This window comes from Streptomyces sp. NPDC001617, from assembly GCF_053596855.1.
Genome location: NZ_JBSFHA010000032.1, coordinates 1 through 19423, shown reverse-complemented (window position 1 = coordinate 19423; position 19423 = coordinate 1). Strand labels below are relative to the sequence as shown.

The 19423-nt window shown below is 71.3% G+C and carries 21 protein-coding genes; 7 read left to right on the top strand and 14 right to left on the bottom strand.

Annotated features, from left to right (window positions below):
- Positions 1-2 precede the first annotated feature (2 nt).
- From ACWC09_RS24070 to sigE, 3 genes are all read right to left on the bottom strand, one after another.
- On the bottom strand, positions 3-1997 hold the full coding sequence (locus ACWC09_RS24070) for a trypsin-like peptidase domain-containing protein (protein WP_450852635.1): 1995 nt from the start codon (positions 1995-1997) through the stop codon (positions 3-5).
- 117 nt (positions 1998-2114) lie between these two features.
- The gene (locus tag ACWC09_RS24065) at positions 2115-3110 is read right to left on the bottom strand and encodes an anti-sigma factor family protein (RefSeq protein WP_450852634.1); all 996 of its coding nucleotides are present in this window, start codon (positions 3108-3110) and stop codon (positions 2115-2117) included.
- On the bottom strand, positions 3107-3805 hold the full coding sequence (gene sigE / locus ACWC09_RS24060) for an RNA polymerase sigma factor SigE (protein WP_450852633.1): 699 nt from the start codon (positions 3803-3805) through the stop codon (positions 3107-3109). The genes ACWC09_RS24065 and sigE overlap by 4 nt, the downstream gene beginning before the upstream one ends.
- A gap of 238 nt (positions 3806-4043) precedes the next feature.
- On the opposite strand from sigE, the gene ACWC09_RS24055 reads away from it, so the two are divergent.
- Positions 4044-4742: an O-methyltransferase gene (locus tag ACWC09_RS24055; RefSeq protein ID WP_450852700.1), complete on the top strand. Its 699-nt coding sequence runs from the start codon at positions 4044-4046 to the stop codon at positions 4740-4742.
- 107 nt (positions 4743-4849) lie between these two features.
- On the opposite strand, the gene ACWC09_RS24050 is transcribed toward ACWC09_RS24055, so the two are convergent.
- Complete coding sequence (locus ACWC09_RS24050; protein ID WP_003966491.1) at positions 4850-5017, bottom strand: DUF3117 domain-containing protein; 168 nt, start codon at positions 5015-5017, stop codon at positions 4850-4852.
- A 383-nt stretch (positions 5018-5400) separates the two neighbouring features.
- Between ACWC09_RS24050 and chcB the strand changes: the two genes are divergently transcribed.
- On the top strand, positions 5401-6204 hold the full coding sequence (gene chcB, locus ACWC09_RS24045; protein WP_450852632.1) for a 2-cyclohexenylcarbonyl CoA isomerase: 804 nt from the start codon (positions 5401-5403) through the stop codon (positions 6202-6204).
- A gap of 27 nt (positions 6205-6231) precedes the next feature.
- Here the strand turns inward: chcB and ACWC09_RS24040 are convergent, their stop codons facing one another.
- Both ACWC09_RS24040 and ACWC09_RS24035 read right to left on the bottom strand, forming a co-directional pair.
- The gene (locus tag ACWC09_RS24040) at positions 6232-6810 is read right to left on the bottom strand and encodes a DNA-3-methyladenine glycosylase I (protein WP_450852631.1); all 579 of its coding nucleotides are present in this window, start codon (positions 6808-6810) and stop codon (positions 6232-6234) included.
- Complete coding sequence (locus ACWC09_RS24035; RefSeq protein WP_450852630.1) at positions 6807-7181, bottom strand: DivIVA domain-containing protein; 375 nt, start codon at positions 7179-7181, stop codon at positions 6807-6809. The genes ACWC09_RS24040 and ACWC09_RS24035 overlap by 4 nt, the downstream gene beginning before the upstream one ends.
- Before the next feature lie 141 nt (positions 7182-7322).
- Here ACWC09_RS24035 and folP point away from each other — a divergent pair, with 141 nt between their 5' ends.
- Entirely contained in the window at positions 7323-8183 is an 861-nt protein-coding gene (gene folP / locus ACWC09_RS24030; RefSeq protein WP_450852629.1) for a dihydropteroate synthase, read from the top strand.
- A gap of 10 nt (positions 8184-8193) precedes the next feature.
- Here the strand turns inward: folP and ACWC09_RS24025 are convergent, their stop codons facing one another.
- Positions 8194-8952 (bottom strand): LOG family protein, encoded by a 759-nt coding sequence (locus ACWC09_RS24025; RefSeq protein ID WP_450852628.1) that lies wholly within the window; start codon positions 8950-8952, stop codon positions 8194-8196.
- Between the two features lie 68 nt (positions 8953-9020).
- Positions 9021-10100 (bottom strand): succinyl-diaminopimelate desuccinylase, encoded by a 1080-nt coding sequence (gene dapE / locus ACWC09_RS24020; protein WP_450852627.1) that lies wholly within the window; start codon positions 10098-10100, stop codon positions 9021-9023.
- Between the two features lie 84 nt (positions 10101-10184).
- On the opposite strand from dapE, the gene ACWC09_RS24015 reads away from it, so the two are divergent.
- Both ACWC09_RS24015 and ACWC09_RS24010 read left to right on the top strand, forming a co-directional pair.
- On the top strand, positions 10185-11168 hold the full coding sequence (locus ACWC09_RS24015) for a heavy metal transporter (RefSeq protein WP_450852626.1): 984 nt from the start codon (positions 10185-10187) through the stop codon (positions 11166-11168).
- 285 nt (positions 11169-11453) lie between these two features.
- Entirely contained in the window at positions 11454-11906 is a 453-nt protein-coding gene (locus ACWC09_RS24010; protein WP_450852625.1) for an ATP-binding protein, read from the top strand.
- 141 nt (positions 11907-12047) lie between these two features.
- Here ACWC09_RS24010 and ACWC09_RS24005 read toward each other — a convergent pair whose 3' ends face one another.
- Both ACWC09_RS24005 and fdxA read right to left on the bottom strand, forming a co-directional pair.
- Positions 12048-13166, bottom strand: coding sequence for a bifunctional succinyldiaminopimelate transaminase/glutamate-prephenate aminotransferase (locus ACWC09_RS24005; protein WP_450852624.1), 1119 nt, complete (start codon positions 13164-13166; stop codon positions 12048-12050).
- A 124-nt stretch (positions 13167-13290) separates the two neighbouring features.
- The gene (fdxA, locus tag ACWC09_RS24000; protein WP_010047804.1) at positions 13291-13608 is read right to left on the bottom strand and encodes a ferredoxin; all 318 of its coding nucleotides are present in this window, start codon (positions 13606-13608) and stop codon (positions 13291-13293) included.
- 140 nt (positions 13609-13748) lie between these two features.
- On the opposite strand from fdxA, the gene ACWC09_RS23995 reads away from it, so the two are divergent.
- Together ACWC09_RS23995 and ACWC09_RS23990 are read left to right on the top strand one after the other, a co-directional pair.
- Positions 13749-14756: a GNAT family N-acetyltransferase gene (locus ACWC09_RS23995; protein WP_450852623.1), complete on the top strand. Its 1008-nt coding sequence runs from the start codon at positions 13749-13751 to the stop codon at positions 14754-14756.
- Positions 14757-14786: 30 nt separating this feature from the next.
- Entirely contained in the window at positions 14787-15638 is an 852-nt protein-coding gene (locus tag ACWC09_RS23990; RefSeq protein ID WP_450852622.1) for a transglutaminase family protein, read from the top strand.
- 16 nt (positions 15639-15654) lie between these two features.
- Here the strand turns inward: ACWC09_RS23990 and ACWC09_RS23985 are convergent, their stop codons facing one another.
- From ACWC09_RS23985 to ACWC09_RS23970, 4 genes are read right to left on the bottom strand one after another with little or no spacing between them, the layout of a single operon-like run.
- Positions 15655-16269 (bottom strand): response regulator, encoded by a 615-nt coding sequence (locus tag ACWC09_RS23985; RefSeq protein WP_450852621.1) that lies wholly within the window; start codon positions 16267-16269, stop codon positions 15655-15657.
- Between the two features lie 48 nt (positions 16270-16317).
- Positions 16318-17505, bottom strand: coding sequence for a sensor histidine kinase (locus ACWC09_RS23980; protein WP_450852699.1), 1188 nt, complete (start codon positions 17503-17505; stop codon positions 16318-16320).
- 5 nt (positions 17506-17510) lie between these two features.
- The gene (locus ACWC09_RS23975) at positions 17511-18242 is read right to left on the bottom strand and encodes an ABC transporter permease (protein WP_450852620.1); all 732 of its coding nucleotides are present in this window, start codon (positions 18240-18242) and stop codon (positions 17511-17513) included.
- The gene (locus ACWC09_RS23970; protein ID WP_450852619.1) at positions 18239-19168 is read right to left on the bottom strand and encodes an ABC transporter ATP-binding protein; all 930 of its coding nucleotides are present in this window, start codon (positions 19166-19168) and stop codon (positions 18239-18241) included. The genes ACWC09_RS23975 and ACWC09_RS23970 overlap by 4 nt, the downstream gene beginning before the upstream one ends.
- Between the last annotated feature and the right edge of the window lie 255 nt (positions 19169-19423).

The following is a 19423-nucleotide window of genomic DNA, read 5'->3' as shown; positions in this document are numbered from 1 at the left end:
TATCAGCCACCGTCGGACGACCCCAGCACCAGCGAGATCCTCCGCTCCTTGCCGCCGCGCTCCACGGTCAGTTCCAGGCGATCGCCGGGGCGGTGGGCGCGGGTCTTGACGATCAGTTCCTCGCCGGAGTGGACGCGCCGGCCGTCGACCTCGGTGATGATGTCGCCCGCCTTGATGCCGGCCTTGTCGCCGGGGCCGCCCGCGGTGACGGCGGGGCCGCCGCCGGAGGCTTTCCTGCCGACGCGAGCGCCGTCGCCCGGGTAGCCCATGTCGAGGGTGACGCCGATGACGGGGTGGGTGGCCTTGCCCGTGTTGATGAGCTCCTCGGCGACGCGCTTGGCCTGGTTGACGGGGATGGCGAAGCCGAGCCCGATGGAACCGGCCTGTCCGCTGCCGGAGTCCGAGCCGTCGTCGGCGGAACGGATGGCGGAGTTGATGCCGATGACACGGGCCTGGGAGTCGAGAAGCGGCCCGCCGGAGTTGCCCGGATTGATGGGCGCGTCGGTCTGCAAGGCATCCACATACGACACATCACTCCCGTCGGGGCTGTCGCCGCCGGCCGTGATGGGCCGTTCCTTGGCGCTGATGATGCCGGAGGTGACGGTGCCCGCCAGGTCGAAGGGGGCGCCGATGGCGACGACGGGGTCGCCGACCTGGACGTTGTCCGAGTTGCCGAGGGCCATGGGCTTGAGCCCCCGCACGCCGCTCACCTTCACGACGGCGAGGTCATAGCCGCTGTCCCTGCCCACGACGGTGGCCTTGGCGGTGTCTCCGCTGTTGAAGGTGACGGATATCGTCCCGCCGTCCCCGGCGGACTCGACGACGTGGTTGTTGGTGAGGATGTGCCCGAGATCATCGAGCACGAAGCCGGTCCCGGTCCCGGACTCGTCGGCCCCGCTCACATGCAGGGTCACCACACTGGGCAACGCCCGAGCGGCGATCCCGGCCACACTGTCCGGCGCCCGCCCCGCAGCCTCCTTCCCGGCCTGCGGCAACTCCACGGCCCCCACCCCGCCGTTCCGCTCCAGATACGCCCCGATGACACCACCCACACTCCCGGAGACGAGAGCAAGCACCACGGCCCCGCCGAGGAGGGCTCCACGGGCTCGCCGACGGGGGTGGTCTGTGGCGGCGACGGCGGCGCCGGTTTGTTGGAGGGGGGCGGGGGGTGGGGTTGGAGGCGAGGACCAGGGGTCGTAGTTCTGCCAGGGGGTGGAGAGGGAGGGGGGTCGGGGGGCCGGGAAGGGGGTGTCCGGGGGCACGGATTCGGGCGTTGCCGATGCGGGGGTGGGCGCGCCCTGGGGTGTGAGGCCTGTCGGACCCGGGGCGTCCGCGTGCGGCACAGGACCAGTCGGGGCCGGGGTGCCGTGTGGCGCGGGCTGCGTGGGTACCGACGTGCCCTGGGCCGGGGTGGCCGCGGGGTGCTGGACGGGTGGCGCGGGGGCCCAGGGGCCGGGCTCGCCGTACGGCGGGGTGCTGTAGGGGTCGGGGTCGTGCAGGGGCTTGCGGGACGCGGTCAGCGCGGATGCGGAAGCCGCGTCGGGGCGTAGGACGAGCGTCTCGGCGGGCGGCTCCAGCTCGAAGTCGCCCTCGGCACGAGCGTCCTCCGAAGCTCGGGGCCCGGACAAGCCCTGCGGGCGCTGCAACTCGAAGTCACCGTCCGGAACAGCAGGAGCCGCGTCGTCGTCCGGCATCGGCCGTGGCAACTCGAAGTCACCGTCGACACCACCACGCAACGGAAACGCCTCCACCGCACTCGCAGCCCGCGCGGACCCCTGCACCTCATCCGGAGAGACCACCCCACCGGCCGCCTCCGAAGCCATCGGTCCGCCGACCGCGTCCCCAGGACCCGGCCCGCTCACCGCCTCCGCAGGCGCCCGCCCGCTCACCGGATCCGGTGTCTTTGGGGAACCCACGGTCCCCTCTCCCAGGTCGCCGTGGTCCTGGCGCCCGCCGCGGCTCCACCACTTCGGCTTCGTGGGCTTCCCCTGGTTCATGCTCTCCCCACAGCTGACCCGCGGCGCGGCCCGCGGGCCGCGGTGTGTCGACTCCGTGCTCGGCCGGCTGCCGTGGGCACGGTTCACCCTGGATTCAACCAGGTTCGCGGGGCGGGGTCAGCGCGCGGAGGGGGAGGAGGAAGAGGGAGCGGAGGTCGTGTCGGGGACGGGTGCGGCGAGGACGCCGGGGGCCGTGGCCTCGGGCGCCGAGGACCAGGTGGTCAGCGTCAGCGGCGTGGCCGCGGTGAGGGGACGTATGAGGGGGGACATGACGGCCGCGCCGGCCATCACCGGAGCGGTCAGCGTGTGCATGGTCTGGACGGTCTGGTCCACGTCGGCCGGGCGCGGCACCCCGGGCAGCAGCGGTGCCGACACCTGGGTCGGCGCGACCGGGGTGTCGCCGAGGGAACGCTCGCCCTGGCCCTGGGCCAGCAGCGAGCCGACCCCACGGCGCCGTTGGGTCTCGGGCGCCGTCGCGGCCCCCGCCCCCTGCGTGCGCGCCGGCGTCACATTGCTGCCGGCGCCGGTGCCCCGCGCGTCCGCGGTCGTGTCCGTCGGCGTACCGGTCGTGACCCCGCCCAGCGCGATCGCGGCCAGCGACACCGCTCCCGCGGCGACGAACGCGAACCGCATCCCGCGCGAGGCCGAGCGGTCGCTCTCGTGACGGCTGACGTCATGGATGCGGAAGCCCTGGTCGTCGGGGGTGGGGAGAGCAGGGGCGGCGTGCGGGCCCGCGGGGACGTAGTCGAACTCGAAGCGTTCGCCGCGCTTCAGGCCGAAGACCCCGGTGGCTCCGAGGCGTCCGGAGAGTCCCCCGAATCCTCCCCCGCCGAACGGCGAGCCATCGCCGTCCGGGTCACCTCCTCCGGGGAGCCCCTGGAGCCGGGCCAGGAAGCTCTCGGAGGGCGGCGGTGGGGCCGCTTCCGCGAAGACGTTCTTCAGCCGGCGCTGGGCGTCCGCCTCCGCCTTGCACTTGGCGCAGGTCGCCAGGTGGGCGAGGACCCGCTCGCGCGTCTCATGACCGAGCTCTCCGTCCACCAGGGCGGAGAGTCGGTCTCCCAGGTGCTGTTCGGCCAGGGGCCGTTCTGCGGGGTTGGGTCGTGATCCACTCACGCGGTCGCGCCCCCTCCCCCCAGAGCGGCGACGCGCGGCACGAAGGACCGGCGCTCGCGGGCCTGCGGCGCCCGGTGCGCGAGGGCCTTGCGCAGCTGGGAGCGGCCGCGGTGGATCCGGGAGCGGACGGTGCCGAGCTTGACGCCCAGCGTCGCGGCGATCTCCTCGTACGACAGTCCTTCGATGTCGCACAGGACGACTGCGGCGCGGAACTCGGGCGCGAGGGTGTCGAGGGCCTGCTGGACGTCCGCGTCGAAGTGCGCGTCGTTGAAGACCTGCTGCGGCGACGGCTCACGGCTGGGCAGCCGCTCGGCCGCGTCCTCGCCGAGCGCGTCGAAGCGGATGCGCTGCTTGCGGCGGACCATGTCCAGGAAGAGGTTGGTGGTGATGCGGTGCAGCCAGCCCTCGAAGGTGCCCGGTGTGTACGTCGACAGTGAGCGGAAGACGCGGACGAAGACCTCCTGGGTGAGGTCCTCGGCGTCGTGCTGGTTGCCGGTGAGGCGATACGCCAGCCGGTAGACGCGGCCACTGTGCATGCTGACGATCTCCTCCCACGTGGGCGGAGTCCACGCCTGCCCGTCCGCGTCGGTGGAGAAAGTCGCGGTCTGGCCCTGGTGGGGGGCGTGGCTGTGGTCAGCAGCGGTGTCGTTCACGGATTTCGGCCTGCCCGCCGATCCGAGGAGGCGCCGGAGCACTCCTCCCCGATCCCCGTTGGGCGCGGCCGCACCTCCCCTGTCAGCTCTGGTGGTGTCCAGTGGAGCCCCTACCATAGCCACCTCGCCCGTTAGGACCGGATAAGCGGTTTTACGAGAATTTGATCTGGGCTCATACCCCTCGTGCTGCTGCGTCTGCAGTTGCTCGAGCGCCCACTCGTCATCGTGATCCAACTGTGTCCCCCCGTTGTCGTCTCCACCCTTCTAAACGCCCGGTCCCATCTGCGGGTTCCCGGCCCCAACGGATACAGTCACGCCCAGGCAACCACGGGGACAGGAGAGGGTCATTACCGGCAACCGGCAGGCAAGCTGGGCGTTCGCCGACGCCTATGCCGCCGAGGACGAAGCGCTGCGCTGGGCCCGTGACCGGGCCCGTGAGGCGGGGCTGCGCTCGGTGTCGCCCGGCACGGGCTACGCGCTGCGGTTGCTGGCGGCCTCGGTCGACGCCAAGGCGGTGGCCGAGATCGGCACCGGCACCGGCGTCTCCGGCATCCACCTCCTGCACGGCATGCGCCCCGACGGGGTCCTCACCACCGTCGACCCCGAGCCCGAACACCAGCAGTTCGCCCGCCAGGCCGTCCGTGCCTCCGGCTTCGCCAGCAACCGCGCCCGCTTCATCCCGGGCCGCGCCCTGGACGTCCTGCCCCGCCTCGCGGACGCCGGCTACGACCTCGTCTTCTGCGACGGCGACCGGCAGGAGGTCATGGACTATCTCGCTGAATCGTTGCGCCTGCTGCGTCCGGGTGGCCTGGTCGTCTTCGAGGGCGTCTTCGCCAACGGCCGCACGGTCGACTCGGGCCCGCAGCCGACGGAAGTCCTACGGCTGCGGGAGCTGCTGCGCGCGGTGCGCGAGAGCCAGGACCTGGTGCCGTCACTGCTGCCGGTGGGCGACGGGCTGCTGTGCGGGGTCAAGCGGTGAGGGACCGAGCAGACGGTACGTGAAGCACGTACGCATGCATGGAAAAACAGCAACCCCGGCATCATTTGGATGCCGGGGCAGCTGAAAGGGTATGGTCGCGTTCCGCGTCAGCCGACGACCTTCTTGAGGGCGTCGCCGAGTGCGTCGGCCTCGTCAGGGGTCAGCTCGACGACGAGCCGACCGCCGCCTTCGAGCGGAACGCGCATGACGATGCCCCGCCCCTCCTTTGTCACCTCGAGCGGGCCATCGCCCGTCCGCGGCTTCATGGCCGCCATGCTCGTTCCCCTTCCTGAAACCAGCTCATCGTCAAAGCCGACGGCCCTGGAGGGCACGCACGGGTCCAGGCGTGGGACTTGGACACGCGACACCGGCATCGAACACATTGCTTCCAAGCCATTATCCCGCATCTCAGGACCCGATGACCAACATCAGTCGGCATCGCTTGGGCAACGCGCGCGAGCAAAACCACTCAATTCGGCGATGTGACTGCGATACTGCGCCGCCGCGCGGAGTTCCCCCGCCCGAAAACCGCGCCGAATTCTTTGACGCAGGTCACACGTCCGCTCCGGTCTCTCGGCGGTGATCTCCGCCATGCTGTCCTACGGACAGGGGCGTACCCGCCGGTACGCCTGAACCGCGACTGCGGAGGGGACACACCATGGCCGACACCGTGCTCTACGAGGTGAGCGACGGACTCGCGACGATCACGCTGAACCGCCCCGAGGCGATGAACGCGTTGAACATCGCGACGAAGGTGGCTCTGCGGGAGGCGGTTCGCTCCGCGGGTGAGGACGACGCCGTACGGGCCGTGTTGCTCACCGCCGCCGGGGATCGGGCGTTCTGTGTCGGGCAGGACCTGAAGGAGCACGTCGGGCTGCTGGTGTCCGATCGGGAGACCGGGTCGTCGCACACGATGAACACGGTGAAGGAGCACTACAACCCGATCGTGCGGGCGCTGACCGAGATGCGAAAGCCGGTGGTCGCCGGGGTGAACGGGGTTGCCGCGGGAGCCGGCTTCGGGCTCGCGCTCGCCGCGGACTACCGGGTGGTGGCGGACACGGCGGCTTTCAATACGTCGTTCGCGGGGGTGGCGCTGACCGCGGACTCGGGGATCTCCTGGACGCTGCCGCGGGTGGTGGGCGCGGGACGCGCTACTGACCTGCTGCTTTTCCCGCGGAGCATCACGGCGCAGGAGGCGCACGAGATCGGCATCGTGAACCGTCTCGTGCCGACCGGTGAGCTGCGCGACGAGGCTCTGAAGGTGGCTCGGGCGTTGGCCGAGGGGCCGACGGTGGCCTATGCGGCGATCAAGGAGGCGGTGGCGTACGGGTTCACGCACTCCTTGTCCGAGACGCTGGACAAGGAGGACGAGCTGCAGACGCGGGCGGGGTCTTCCGAGGACCATGTGATCGCTGTGCAGGCGTTCGTGAACAAGGAGAAGCCGAAGTACTTGGGGCGGTGAGCGCCGTCGCGGAGTGCGGGTGCGCCCCTAGGAACCTCTCGTCACGCATGCTTCCAGGTGGTCGTTGACCACACCGCACGCCTGCATCAGGGCGTACGCCGTTGTCGGGCCGACGAACCGCAGGCCCCGTTTCTTCAGGGCCTTCGACAGAGCCGTCGACTCGGGGGTGACTGCCGGGACGTCTCCGAGGGTCTTCGGGGCCGGGCCCGGCGCGGGGGCGTGGGACCAGATGAACTCGTCCAGCTCACCCGGCGCCCACTCCGCCAGCACGCGCGCGTTGGCGAGGGTCGCGTCGATCTTTGCGCGATTTCGGATGATGCCGGAGTCGAGCAAGAGACGTGCGCGGTCCTCGTCGGTGAACTCGGCGACCTTCTCGATCTTGAAGTCGGCGAAGGCCGCTCGGAAGCCCGGGCGGCGGCGCAGGATCGTGATCCAGGAGAGGCCGGACTGGAAGGCCTCCAGGCTGAGGCGTTCGTAGAGGGCGTCGTCGCCGTGGACCGGGCGGCCCCACTCCTCGTCGTGGTAGGCCACGTAGTCGTCGGTGGACAGGGCCCAGGGGCAGCGCAGGGCGCCGTCCGGGCCGGGGATCGCGGCTGCGTCACTCACTGCTGGTCCTCATGGCCGTGGGCGGGCTTGTCCATGGAGATGTGCGGGCCGTGGGAGCCGTGGGGGGCTGCTGCCTGGGCGCCGGCCAGGGCCGACTCCAGGTCGGCGATACGGGCGTCACGCTCCGCGAGTTCGGCGGCGAGCCGGTTGAGGGCGTCGTCCACGTCGGCCATGCGGTAGCCGCGGGCGGCGAGGGGGAAGCGCAGGGCGTCCACGTCCGCCCTGCCCACCGGGCGGTTCGGTGGCAGGGGGTCCTGGAGCCGCTCGGGAGCCACCTCGGGCAGCGGGCCCTCGCCCTCTCCGCCGCCCACCACGGCCAGGGTGACCGCGGCGACCACGACGGCGAGAGCGACGACGAGGAACAAGAACATAACCATCGCTGTGGTCCCCATGCTCGATGTACGGAAGCTGAATGTGTCAGGGTCCGATCGTGCCATGCGACGCTGACCGTTAGGGTCGCAGGCGGCCGAAAGGCCCGGACACCCAGGTCGCACTACGAGAGGTCACAGGGGATGCTCAGGCTGGGCAGGCGCGCGTTCGAGGCGCACGAGCCGGTGATCATGGCGATCGTGAACCGGACCCCGGACTCCTTCTACGACCAGGGGGCGACGTTCCGCGACGAGCCCGCCCTCGCGCGCGTGGAGCAGGCGGTGGCCGAGGGTGCCGCGATCATCGACATAGGTGGGGTCAAGGCCGGGCCGGGCGAGGAGGTGTCCGCCGAGGAGGAGGCGCGGCGGACCGTGGGGTTCGTGGCGGAGGTGCGGCGGCGGTTCCCGGAGGTCGTCATCAGCGTCGACACCTGGCGGGCCGAGGTCGGTCGGGCCGTGTGCGAGGCCGGGGCGGACCTGCTGAACGACGCGTGGGGCGGGGTGGATCCGGGGCTGGCGGAGGTCGCGGCCCGGTACGGGGTGGGGCTGGTGTGCACGCACGCGGGTGGTGCCGAGCCGCGGACGCGTCCTCATCGGGTGACATACGACGACGTCATGGACGACATTCTGCGGGTGACGGTGGGGCTGGCCGAGCGGGCGGTGGCCCTCGGGGTGCCGCGGGAGTCCGTGATGATCGATCCCGGGCACGACTTCGGGAAGAACACGCGGCACAGTCTGGAGGCGACCCGGCGGCTCGGGGAGATGGTGGAGACCGGGTGGCCGGTGCTGGTGTCGTTGTCGAACAAGGACTTCGTCGGCGAGACGCTGGACAAGCCCGTGAAGGAGCGGGTGGTGGGGACGCTCGCCACCACCGCGGTGTCCGCGTGGCTGGGGGCGCAGGTGTACCGGGTGCACGAGGTCGCGGAGACCCGGCAGGTGCTGGACATGGTGGCGTCGATCGCGGGCCACCGGCCCCCGGCGGTCGCCCGCCGAGGGCTTGCCTAGGGCCGACGGGCTACCGGGCGGTCTCCTTGGAGACCAGGGCGACCGCCTCGTCCACGTCGTCCGTGACATGGAACAGGAGAAGGTCCTTCTCCGACGCCTTGCCCTGGGCGATCAGCGTGTGCCTGAGCCAGTCGACCAGGCCGCCCCAGTACTCACTGCCGAACAGGACGATCGGGAAGCGGGTCACCTTCTGGGTCTGCACCAGGGTGAGGGCCTCGAAGAGTTCGTCGAGGGTGCCGAGGCCGCCGGGCAGGACCACGAAGCCCTGCGCGTACTTGACGAACATCATCTTGCGGACGAAGAAGTAGCGGAAGTTCAGGCCGATGTCGACGTACTGGTTCAGGCCCTGCTCGAAGGGGAGCTCGATGCCCAGGCCGACCGAGATGCCCTTCGCCTCCAGGGCGCCCTTGTTCGCCGCCTCCATCGCGCCGGGGCCGCCGCCCGTGATCACCGCCCAGCCGGCCTTGACCAGGGCGGACCCCAGACGCACGCCCGCCTCGTACTCCGGGGAGTCGACGGAGGTACGGGCCGAGCCGAACACGCTGATCGCGGGCGGGAGTTCGGCCAGGGTACCGAAGCCCTCGATGAACTCCGACTGGATACGCAGGACGCGCCAGGGGTCCGTGTGCACCCAGTCCGAGGGGCCGCCCGCATCCAGCAGGCGCTGGTCCGTCGTGCTCGCCGTCACCTGGTTCCGCCGCCGGAGGACCGGTCCCAGGCGCTGCTCCTCCGGTGGCTGCTTCTTGCCCTCGGGGTTCCCGGTAGCCATGTGCGCTCCCTCCGCTTGCAGGTGTTTCCACCTCAGCGTAGATCTACGCGGGTTACGGACGAGGGACCTCAGCGTGTCAGCCAGTTGCGCAGGCGCTCCTCACCCGCCAGGATCTTTCCGGTTTCCACCCTTTCGTCCCGCTTGTGCGCCAAGTGCGGGTTCCCGGGGCCGTAGTTGACCGCCGGGACACCGAGCGACGAGAAACGCGAGACGTCCGTCCAGCCGTACTTCGGCATCGGCACACCGCCCACCGCCTCGATGAACGCCGCCGCCGCCGGGTGCGAGAGGCCGGGCAGCGCGCCGGGGCTGTGGTCGTCGACCACGAACTCCTCGACCCCGCAGTCCGCGAAGACCTCGCGGACGTGCGCGATCGCCTCCGCCTCCGTACGGTCGGGCGCGTAGCGGAAGTTGACCGTCACCACGCACGCGTCGGGGATGACGTTGCCCGCCACCCCGCCCGAAATACCGACCGCGTTCAGGCCCTCCCGGTACTCCAGGCCGTCGATCACCGGGTAGCGGGGCTCGTACGAGGCCAGGCGGGCCAGGATCGGGGCCGCCGCGTGGATCGCGTTGGAGCCCATCCAGCTCCGCGCCGAGTGCGCCCGCTCGCCCTTGGTCCTCAGCTTCACCCGCAGCGTGCCCTGGCAGCCGCCCTCCACCTGGCCGTCCGACGGCTCCAGCAAGACCGCGAAGTCGCCCGTCAGCCACTCGGGGTGGGCCTCGGAGACGTGCTTGAGGCCGTTGAGGTCGGCCTGGACCTCCTCGTTGTCGTAGAAGACGAAGGTCAGGTCGCGGTTGGGGGCGGGGACGGTGGCCGCGATACGGAGCTGGACCGCCACACCGGACTTCATGTCGCAGGTGCCGCAGCCCCACAGCACCCCGTCCTCGTCCAGGCGCGACGGCACGTTCTCCGCGATCGGGACCGTGTCGATGTGGCCGGCGAGGATCACCCGCTCCGGACGCCCGAGATGCGTACGGGCGACGACGTTGTTGCCGTACCGGTCGACCGTGAGGTGCGGCAGCGCACGCAGGGCGGCCTCGACGGCGTCGGCGAGGGGCTTCTCGGTGCCGCTCTCGGAGGGAAAGTCGACGAGCTGCGCCGTGAGCTCGGCGGCGTTCAGGGTGAGGTCAAGCGCGGTGTCGGCCATGCCGTCGACCCTAACGCGCCAGCTCCGGGCCCCCTGTCCACACCTGGCACGAGCACCACAGCGGCCTCGGCTACCTTGTACGGCGTGCCGGAGCCGTCATCCACCCTCAAGCGTCGTGGCCGCCTCTTCCGCATCGGGGCGGCCTTCGTGGTCCTGCTCGCCCTCGCGGGCTACCTCGTGGTGCAGTACGTCACCGGAGGCAACGGACCGGGCTGCAAGGTGGTCTCGGGCAAGGACGACGGGGAGGCGTACGAGTTCACGCCCGAGCAGGCGGTGAACGCGGCGACCATCGCCGCCGTCGGCACCGGGCGCGGTATGCCCGAGCGGGCCGTGGCCATCGCCCTCGCCACCTCGCTCCAGGAGTCGGGGCTGCGCAACATCCAGCACGGCGACCTGGATTCGCTCGGCCTCTTCCAGCAGCGCCCCTCCCAGGGCTGGGGCACGAAGAAGCAGATCCTGGACCCGACGTACGCGGCGGGCATCTTCTACGAGCACCTCGCCAAGGTCCCCGACTACACCGAGCTCCCGCTCACCGTCGCCGCCCAGCGCGTGCAGCGCAGCGGCTTCCCGGAGGCGTACGCGAAGCACGAGCCGGACGCCGCCCTGCTCGCCGCCGCCCTCACCGGCACCTCGCCGGCCACGCTGACCTGCCAGGGCCGCGTGGACGCCACGACCGTCCGGGCGGCGGGGCCGGACGCCGTGCGGGCCGCTCTCGTACGGGACTTCGGCCGCGACGTGCTGCAGCCGGCCGGGGCGGAGGTGAGCGGCGGCAGGTCGAAGTCCTCGCCGTCTCCTTCCCCGAGCGCGTCGGCGGGCACACGGACGGTCACACTGCCCGTCGCCGCCGTCACCCGCCCCGCCAAGGGGCGCACCGTCCGCGAGCGCGGCTGGCAGCTGGCGCACTGGGCCGTGGCCAACGCCACCGCCCTGCACATCGAGCGGGTCTCGTTCGGCGGGCAGGAGTGGGTCGCCGGGAACACCGACAGCCAGTGGCGGACCGCCGACGGTGCGCAGGGCGGCGGGTCGGAAAAGGACGCGGGCGCCGTCCGAATCGTCACCGGGCAGTAGTACGGGGCCTCACTCGGACGGGTTGGGCACGGGCCGCGGGATGCGTGCTGTGCGCAGGTTTTCGCGCTGTCACCCTCGTATCCGCCGAAACCCTTGGGGACCAAGGGCTGTAAGGATTCGGCACACTTTCAGACCGGGGGATTTTTGCCCGGGTTTATCCGCAGCCGATAATGCGACGCATTGCCAACTCTTTACGTTTGGGCTCCGCAACCTTCGCGGGCTTCGAGCGGTAGTCACTGCGTCCGAGCCCGGACGATCAACACCCAGTCGATCAACAGGAGCATCATGTCCCTCCCCCTGACCCGTCGGATCGCCCGTGCCGCGCTGCTCGTCGCTGCGGGAGCGGCTGCCGGGGTAGGTGCGGCCGGCTCCGCGAGCGCGGCCACGAACGCACTGCCTGCCACGCCCAACCTCGGCGGGCTGACCGCCCTGGACGGGGCGAACGTCGGCAACACCGTCGACGGTGCGACCCAGAACGTCACCAAGGTCGCGGGCAGCACCGGCGGCAAGACGGTCGAGAAGGCGGTACCGGCTGCGGGCCGGACCGGTGGACAGGCCGTGAAGAAGGCGACGCCCGCGGCGCAGAAGACCGCGGGGCAAGCGGCGGGGTCGGCCGGGGGGCTGCTCGGTGACACGACCAAGACCGCGACCAAGGGTGGGCTGCCGACGGACTCGCTGACCAAGGGTGGGCTGCCGTCCGCGGAGACGCTGCCGGTCAAGGGTCTGCCGGTTGGCTGACGCCGGCGCACTTCAGAAGGGGCTCAGGGTTATCCCTGGGTCCCTTCTCGCCGTTGTCGGGTGCGGGTCCGTTGTGGCTGGTGGCGCCCACGCGGCGGAGCCGCACATCGATACGGCCCCGCGCCCCTGAAGAAGCTTCCCCTAGGCAAGTCGTGCGGTCGCCGCCCGTACCCGTTCGTCTGTTGCCGTGAGTGCCACTCGTACGAAGTTCTTGCCCGCCTCGCCGTAGAAGTCGCCCGGGGCCACCAGGATGCCCAGGTCGGCCAGGTGGGCCACCGTGTCCCAGCAGGACTCGTCGCGAGTGGCCCAGAGGTAGAGGCTCGCCTCGCTGTGTTCGATGCGGAAGCCGTGGGCGAGGAGGGCCTCGCGGAGGGACGTGCGGCGAGCCGCGTACCGTTCCCGCTGCTCACGCACGTGCGTGTCGTCGCCCAGGGCCGCCACCACCGCGGCCTGGGTGGGCATCGACGTCATCATGCCGCCGTGCTTGCGGATCTCCAGGAGGGGGGCGAGGACGGCCGGGTCGCCTGCCAGGAAGGCCGCGCGGTAGCCGGCCAGGTTGGAGCGCTTGGAGAGCGAGTGCACGGCCACGATGCCGTCGTAGGAGCCGCCGTTCACGTCCGGGTGGAGGACCGAGACCGGGTCGGCCTCCCAGCCCAGTTCCAGGTAGCACTCGTCGGAGAAGAGCAGGATGCCGTGCTCGCGGGCCCAGGCGACGATCCGGGTCAGTTCGGCCTTCGAGAGGACCTTGCCCGTCGGGTTGGAGGGGGAGTTGAGCCAGAGGAGCTTCAGGCCCTCGGGGTTGAGGGTCGTCCCCGCGGCGTCAGCCGCGAATGTCTCAGCGTCGTAGACCTCGTAGTCCGCGCGGGCCAGGCGGGCGCCGACCTCGTAAGTGGGGTAGGCCAGGCGCGGGTAGGCGACCCGGTCGCCGGGGCCGAGACCCAGCTGGGTGGGGAGCCAGGCGACGAGTTCCTTGGAGCCGACGATCGGGAGGACGTGGCGGTGGGTCACGTCACGGGCGCCGAGCCTGCGCTCGACCCAGCCGGTGATCGCGTCGCGCAGGGCCGGGGTGCCCCAGACCGTGGGGTAGCCCGGGGAGTCCGCCGCGTCGATCAGGGCCTTCTGGATCAGGTCGGGGACCGGGTCGACCGGGGTGCCGACGGAGAGGTCGACGATGCCGTCCGGGTGCGCGGCAGCCGTCTTCTTGTACGGCTCCAGCTTGTCCCAGGGGAAGGTGGGCAGGCGGTCGGAGACTGCGGACACGGGGCTATCGCTCACTTTCGGGTCGTACGGCCATACGGCAACGCCTCAGTCCCGTACGGCGATCAAGGGCTGATCAGGGCCGTACGGGACCGAGGCGGCACGGATGCTGCGGGGCTCCGGGCCGTCAGGCCTGCGGGGGCAGCGCTGCGATGAAGGGGTGATCCCGCTCGATCAGACCCAGCTTGCTCGCACCGCCCGGGGAGCCGAGCTCGTCGAAGAACTCGACGTTCGCCTTGTAGTAGTCCTTCCACTCCTCCGGAGTGTCGTCCTCGTAGAAGATCGCCTCGACCGGGCACACCGGCTCACAGGCTCCGCAGTCGACGCATTCGTCCGGGTGGATGTACAAGGACCGGGAGCCCTCGTAGATGCAGTCGACCGGGCACTCCTCGATGCACGCCTTGTCCTTGACGTCGACACAAGGCTGCGCGATGACGTAGGTCACGCTGTCGTTCCTCCTCGATTGGGCGCTGGCGGGCCTCCGTAGGCTCCGCCGCCTGGCGCGCGGGAGCGCGGCGTCGTCGATGCCCGCCCCTAGTATCTCCGTTCTTGGGCATGATCCGAACAGGAGGGGTGAACTGACCTGTGGAAATCTCGGCCGGTGGACGTCTCGAGGTCCGTATCACCGCTGCTGACGTGGGCAAACGGGTCTCTGTACGACGGTTGAGCGAACCCGGTGTCGCGGCGGAGAAGTTCACCGACACGGTGGGTGTTCTCACATCATGGGACAACGGTGTGCTGCTGATCACACGAAAGGGCGGCGAGAGCGTCCGTATCCCGGAATCCTCGCTGGTCGCGGGGAAGGTGGTGCCGGCGGCTCCGGCCCGGCGCCGGGGGCCCGCCGCCTCGTACGAGGAGCTCGCGCGCGTCTCCGCGCGCGCGTGGCGGCCGGTGGAGAGCGAGCGGCTGGGTGAGTGGGAGCTGAGGGCCGCCTCCGGCTTCACCCGGCGGGCCAATTCCGTGCTGCCGCTCGGTGACCCCGGTCTGCCGCTCGACGGGGCGCTGGATGTCGTACGACGCTGGTACGGCGACCGTGGGCTGCCCGCGTACGTCCAGACCGCGACCGGCGGCGAGGGCACGCAGGAGCTGCTCTGTGCCGAGCTGGAGCGGCGCGGGTGGGTGCGTGAGGTGACGGCCGAGCTGTGGATCGGGGCGCTGGCGCCGATCGCGGACCGGGACGAGGGTGCCGGGGTCGTGCTGTCACGCGAGGCCGACGAGGCGTGGCTTTCGCGGTACCAGCGCAAGGGGGTGAGCGAGGTGGCGCTGAAGGTGCTGAAAAGCGGGCCGTCGGTGTGGTTCGCGACCGTGCCGGGCGCGGATGCTCCCGCGGCGATCGGGCGGTGTGTCGTGGACGGGCGGTGGGCCGGGTTCGCCGCGGTCGAGGTGGATCCGGCGCTGCGGCGGCGAGGGCTCGCGTCGACCGTGATGGCCGCGCTGGCCCGGCGGGCGCTGGACGAGGGCGCCTCGGCGGCCTGGCTGCAGGTCGAGGAGGAGAACGCGGGGGCGCGGGCGCTGTACGCCGGAATGGGCTTCGGCGCGCACCACGCGTACCACCACTACCGGGAACCGGTGGCCACCGGCAGCGGCCGGTAACCGATCGCCGTGAGAGGGCACGACCCAGCTATGCGTCCCCCGTATCCCCCACCACCCGAGCGGTCCGCGGAACTCCGACAGCGGTTCGCCGAAGAGGCACGGTCCGAGCGGCCCGATCTGTCCACGCTCTGTCTGCTGGTGGGCGCGGAGGCGGACGGGGCGCTGGACGAGACGGGCATGGACGCGGCGCAGATGGAGCTGGACCGGTTGGCGGGACAGCTGCCGTTCCGGCCGGGCGGGCCGATGTCCTGGGCGACCGCGCTGCACCATCTGCTGGGCGCCGGGGAAGGGTTCCGCGGCTCCCCCGCCGACTATCAGCGGCTGGAGTCCTCGCTGCTGCACGAGGTGCTGCGGCGGCGGCGCGGGCTGCCGATCCTGCTGTCGGTGGTGTGGATGGAGGTCGCGCGGCGGGCGGGGGCGCCGGTGTACGGGGTCGCGCTGCCGGGGCACTTCGTGGTCGGGTTCGGGCCGCAGGAGCAGCAGGTGCTGGCCGATCCGTTCGACGGGGGGCGGGTGCTCAGCGGGAGTGACGCGGAGTTGTTGGTGGCAGGAGCCACGGGGGCGCCCTTGCATCCGTCGATGTTGACGCCGGCGGATCCGTTGGATGTGGTGCAGCGGATTCTCAACAACATCCGCGCGTGGGCCGCCGCCCGACCCGAGCGGTCGGACGTGGGGCTGTGGGCGGTGGACCTGTCACTCCTGCTGCCCTCGCATCCGGCGCGGCTGCGGTACGAGCGGGCTCAACTGTTGGTGCAACGGGGAGAGTTCGTCACGGGGGCGGCCGAACTCGACGCGTACGCGGACGTGGTGGCCGCCGTGGACGAACCGGCGGCACAACGCGTGCGACGACAAGCCCAGTCGGCGAGGGCCATGCTCAACTAGGCACCGGTACGAGGGGTCAGAGCCAGCCCTTCTCCCGTGCGATCCGTACGGCTTCGGCCCTGTTCCGCACCGCCAGCTTCTGGATCGCCGTCGAGAGGTAGTTCCGTACCGTGCCCTGGGACAGATGGAGCGCCGCTGCCAGTTCCGCGTTGGTCGAGCCGTCGGCCGCCGCGCGCAGGACCTCGCGTTCGCGGTCCGTCAGGGGGTTGGCGCCCTCCGCCAGGGCCGCTGCCGCCAGGGTGGGGTCGATGACGCGCTCGCCGGCCAGTACCTTCCGTACCGCCTCCGCCAGTTGGGCCGCCGGGGCGTCCTTCACGAGGAACGCGTCGGCTCCCGCCTCCATGGCCGTACGAAGGTAGCCGGGGCGGCCGAAGGTCGTGAGGACGACCAGTTTGACGGCCGGGAGCGCCTTGTGGACCTGGGCCGCCGCCTCGATGCCCGTGCAGCCCGGCATCTCGATGTCGAGGAGGGCCACGTCCACCTGGTGCTGCCGTACCGCCGCCAGCACCTCGTCGCCGCGCGCCACTTGGGCGACGACCTCGATGTCGGGCTCGAGGCCGAGCAGTGCGGCCAGTGCCTCGCGGACCATCGACTGGTCCTCGGCGAGCAGCACCTTGATCGTAGGGCTCATGCCCCGGATCCTAGGGCCTGCCAGACGCCACGGGGCAGGCGGGAATCGTCAGGCAGGCCCGGTGGGCGGCGTCCCGTTCGCGGGGACTCGGGCGACCAGGCGGAAGCCGTGCTTGGTGCGGCCCGCCCCCAGGGTGCCGCCCGCCTTCTCCAGGCGTTCGGTCAGGCCGGTCAGACCGTTGCCGGGGCCCTTGCCCGAGCCGCCGGAGCCGTTGTCCTCGACGGAGAGTTCGAGGACCTGGCCGTCCAGGGTCTGGCGGCGCAGGACCTCCACCGTGCAGCGGCTCGCACCGCTGTGCCGTACGACGTTGGTGACCGCCTCGCGCAGCGCCCAGGCGAGGGCCGTCTCGCTCTCCTCGGGGATGTCGGTGAGGTCGGGTTCGGCGGGCACCTCCGCGATGACGGAGGCCGCGGTCAACGCGACCTGTGCGCCCGCCAGTTCGTCGGACAGACGGGTGCGGCGGTAGCCGGAGACGGCCGCGCGGACGTCGACGAGGGCCTGGCGGCTGACCTGCTCGATGTCGGCGACCTGCTGGGCCGCCTTCTCGGGGTGGTCGGGGAGCATACGACCCGCCAGCTCGCTCTTCAGCGTGATGAGCGAGAGGGAGTGGCCGAGGAGGTCGTGCAGGTCTCGGGCGAGGCGCAGGCGCTCCTCGTTCGCGGCCAGTTGGGCGACCGTGGCGCGCGCCTTGCGCAACTCCACCGTCGTGCGCACCAGTTGCTTCACGCCCATCATCGCGAAGCCCAGGAGCAGCACCACCAGGACCAGGCTCCAGTCGTCCCACCCGACGTGCAGGCCGACCAGGAACATCGCGAGGGTGTTCAGCCCGACCGCCCAGTACGCGAGCCGCTGCGGCAGAGTCGCGCCGCAGGTGACGGAGACGTACACGAACAGGCCGAGCCAGGCGCCGCCGAGGGTGAGGCTCAGGACGACGGCGATCGTGCCGAGCAGGACGACGAAGGCGCCGACGGTCCGGCCGCCGAACGGCCGGCCCATGTTCCGGAAGACCAGGGTCAGATAGACGCCGGTGAAGGAGACCAGGGCCACCCAGCCGGCCGCGATCGCGGCCGCCGAGTGGTGGCCGGAGTTCAGGTCCTGCACCGGCGCGCCGAGGAAGATCAGCCAGGGCAGGATCCAGACGATCTTGCGCATCGCCTCGGCCCGGTTGCGGGGCTCCTGCCCCACCCGGATCGCGTTCTCGGCCCGGAGGTCCGCGGGCAGCCCGTCGTCCGTCATCGTGCTCACGCCTTCAGCGTGTCCTTCCGGTACAGCCAGGCCGCGCCGCCCGCGAAGATCAGGAAGAAGGCGACGAGGATGGCGATGTCCTGGGCATGGGGGGCCTGGCTCTGCTCGATGGCCCGTCCGAGGGCAGCGTACGCGTGCGTGGGCAGCCACTTCGCGATGTCCTGCAACCAGGTCGGGAAGGTGGAGGACGGCATCCACAGGCCGCCGAGGATCGACAGTCCGAAGTAGACGATCATGGTGATCGGGCGGACCGCGTCCCCGGAGGCGAGGTAGCCGATGGCGACGCCGAGCGCGGCGAAGACGAAGCTGCCGGCCCAGATGGCGCCGGTGAGGGCGAGCCACTGCCAGGCGTCCAGGCGTACGCCCTTCACGGCCGCGGCGACCAGGAACACCACGACGATGGACGGCAGGCTCACCACGGCCGCGCCGGCCGTCTTGGCGAGGACATAGCCGCGCCCGGGCAGCGTGGTCAGCCGCAGCTGCCGTACCCAGCCGCCCTCCCGCTCCTTGGCGATGCGCTCGCTGTTGCCCATCAGGACGGCGGTCAGAGCGCCGAAGGAGGCCATCGAGACCATGACGTACTTCGCGACGCTCAGTCCGGTGCCGTCGACGTTCCCCGTCTGGTTGGAGACGAGCAGGAAGATCACCGACGGGTAGATCACCGAGAAGAACAGGAACTTCCGGTTGCGCAGGGCGCGGGTGAGCTCCAGCTTGATCAGGCTGTTCATGACTGCTTGGCCTCCTCGGCGGCGGTGATGGCGACGAAGGCCTGCTCGAGCCCGAGCCCGGCGACTTCGAGGTTGCGGGGGTAGAGGCCGAGGCCGTAGAGGGCGTGGACGGTCGCGTCGGCGTCGGTGGACTGGATGCGGACGGTCTGGCCGGAGATGTCGATCGAGGTGAGGAAGGGGAGGCCACGCAGGGGTGCCTCGTCGATGGCGCCTTCGAGGTCGAACGACACCCTCCGCGCCCCCGCCTTCGCCTTGATCTCGGCCGCCGTGCCGTCCGCGAGGAGCCGGCCCCGGTGCAGGACCAGGACCCGGTCGGCGATGGCGTCGGCCTCCTCCAGGTAGTGCGTGGCGAAGAGGACCGTACGGCCCTGGTCGGCCTGTTCGCGCATGGTCGCCCAGAAGGCCTGGCGGGCCGAGACGTCCATGCCGGTGGTCGGCTCGTCCAGGACGATCAGGTCGCTGTCGCCGGCCGTGGCGAGGGCGAAGCGGACGCGCTGGGCCTGGCCGCCGGAGAGCTTGTTGACCTTGCGGTCGGAGATCTGGGCGATGCCGGCGCGGGCGAGGACGTCGCCGGCCTTGTACGGCTTCGGGTGCAGAGCGCAGGCCAGCTTCACCAGCTCGGCGACCGTCACCTCGTCCATCAGCCCGCCGCTCTGCAGCATGGCGCCCACGCGTCCGGCGACGATGGCCTCGCGCGGGCTGGTGCCGAAGACCCGGACCGTGCCGCTGTCGGCGTGCTTGAGGCCGAGCAGCAGGTCGAGGGTGGTGGACTTGCCGGCCCCGTTGGGCCCCAGCAGGGCCACGGTCTCGCCCGGGTGCAGCGCGAGGCTCAGCCCGTCGACGGCCCGTACGGTCCCGTAGGTCTTGCTCACCTGGTCGAAGCCGACCACCGGGGCGGTGGTGGCCGCTGTCGCTGTCGTCGTCATGTCCACCATGGTGGCCGCGAAGGCCCAGGTCGGGGCAGTGTCGGCGGTCCTGAGTGCCGGATGACAGATGTCATGCCGGGGACGGTGACATACGACGAGAGGGCACCCGGCGAGTGCCGGGTGCCCTCTCTCGGCCGTGCCGGGCTAGGGCCTGCTGCGAAAGTCCCGCCTGCCCCGCGACGCCCGGCACGCGCTCTCGACGCACCGGGCACAAGCCCGAGTACGTCCAGTACGAGGGCCTGCACCCGGCACGCC

Bases quoted from the DNA above. Each gene is read 5' to 3' on its own strand.
- chcB (WP_450852632.1), top strand. From the start codon at position 5,401: ATGGCCGACACCGTGCTCTACGAGGTGAGCGACGGACTCGCGACGATC.
- ACWC09_RS24050 (WP_003966491.1), bottom strand. From the start codon at position 5,017: ATGGCGGCCATGAAGCCGCGGACGGGCGATGGCCCGCTCGAGGTGACA.
- ACWC09_RS24070 (WP_450852635.1), bottom strand. From the start codon at position 1,997: ATGAACCAGGGGAAGCCCACGAAGCCGAAGTGGTGGAGCCGCGGCGGG.
- ACWC09_RS24025 (WP_450852628.1), bottom strand. From the start codon at position 8,952: ATGGCTACCGGGAACCCCGAGGGCAAGAAGCAGCCACCGGAGGAGCAG.
- dapE (WP_450852627.1), bottom strand. From the start codon at position 10,100: ATGGCCGACACCGCGCTTGACCTCACCCTGAACGCCGCCGAGCTCACG.
- ACWC09_RS23980 (WP_450852699.1), bottom strand. From the start codon at position 17,505: ATGACGGACGACGGGCTGCCCGCGGACCTCCGGGCCGAGAACGCGATC.
- ACWC09_RS23970 (WP_450852619.1), bottom strand. From the start codon at position 19,168: ATGACGACGACAGCGACAGCGGCCACCACCGCCCCGGTGGTCGGCTTC.
- ACWC09_RS23990 (WP_450852622.1), top strand. From the start codon at position 14,787: ATGCGTCCCCCGTATCCCCCACCACCCGAGCGGTCCGCGGAACTCCGA.
- ACWC09_RS23975 (WP_450852620.1), bottom strand. From the start codon at position 18,242: ATGAACAGCCTGATCAAGCTGGAGCTCACCCGCGCCCTGCGCAACCGG.
- ACWC09_RS24035 (WP_450852630.1), bottom strand. From the start codon at position 7,181: ATGTTCTTGTTCCTCGTCGTCGCTCTCGCCGTCGTGGTCGCCGCGGTC.
- ACWC09_RS24010 (WP_450852625.1), top strand. From the start codon at position 11,454: ATGTCCCTCCCCCTGACCCGTCGGATCGCCCGTGCCGCGCTGCTCGTC.
- folP (WP_450852629.1), top strand. From the start codon at position 7,323: ATGCTCAGGCTGGGCAGGCGCGCGTTCGAGGCGCACGAGCCGGTGATC.
- ACWC09_RS23985 (WP_450852621.1), bottom strand. From the start codon at position 16,269: ATGAGCCCTACGATCAAGGTGCTGCTCGCCGAGGACCAGTCGATGGTC.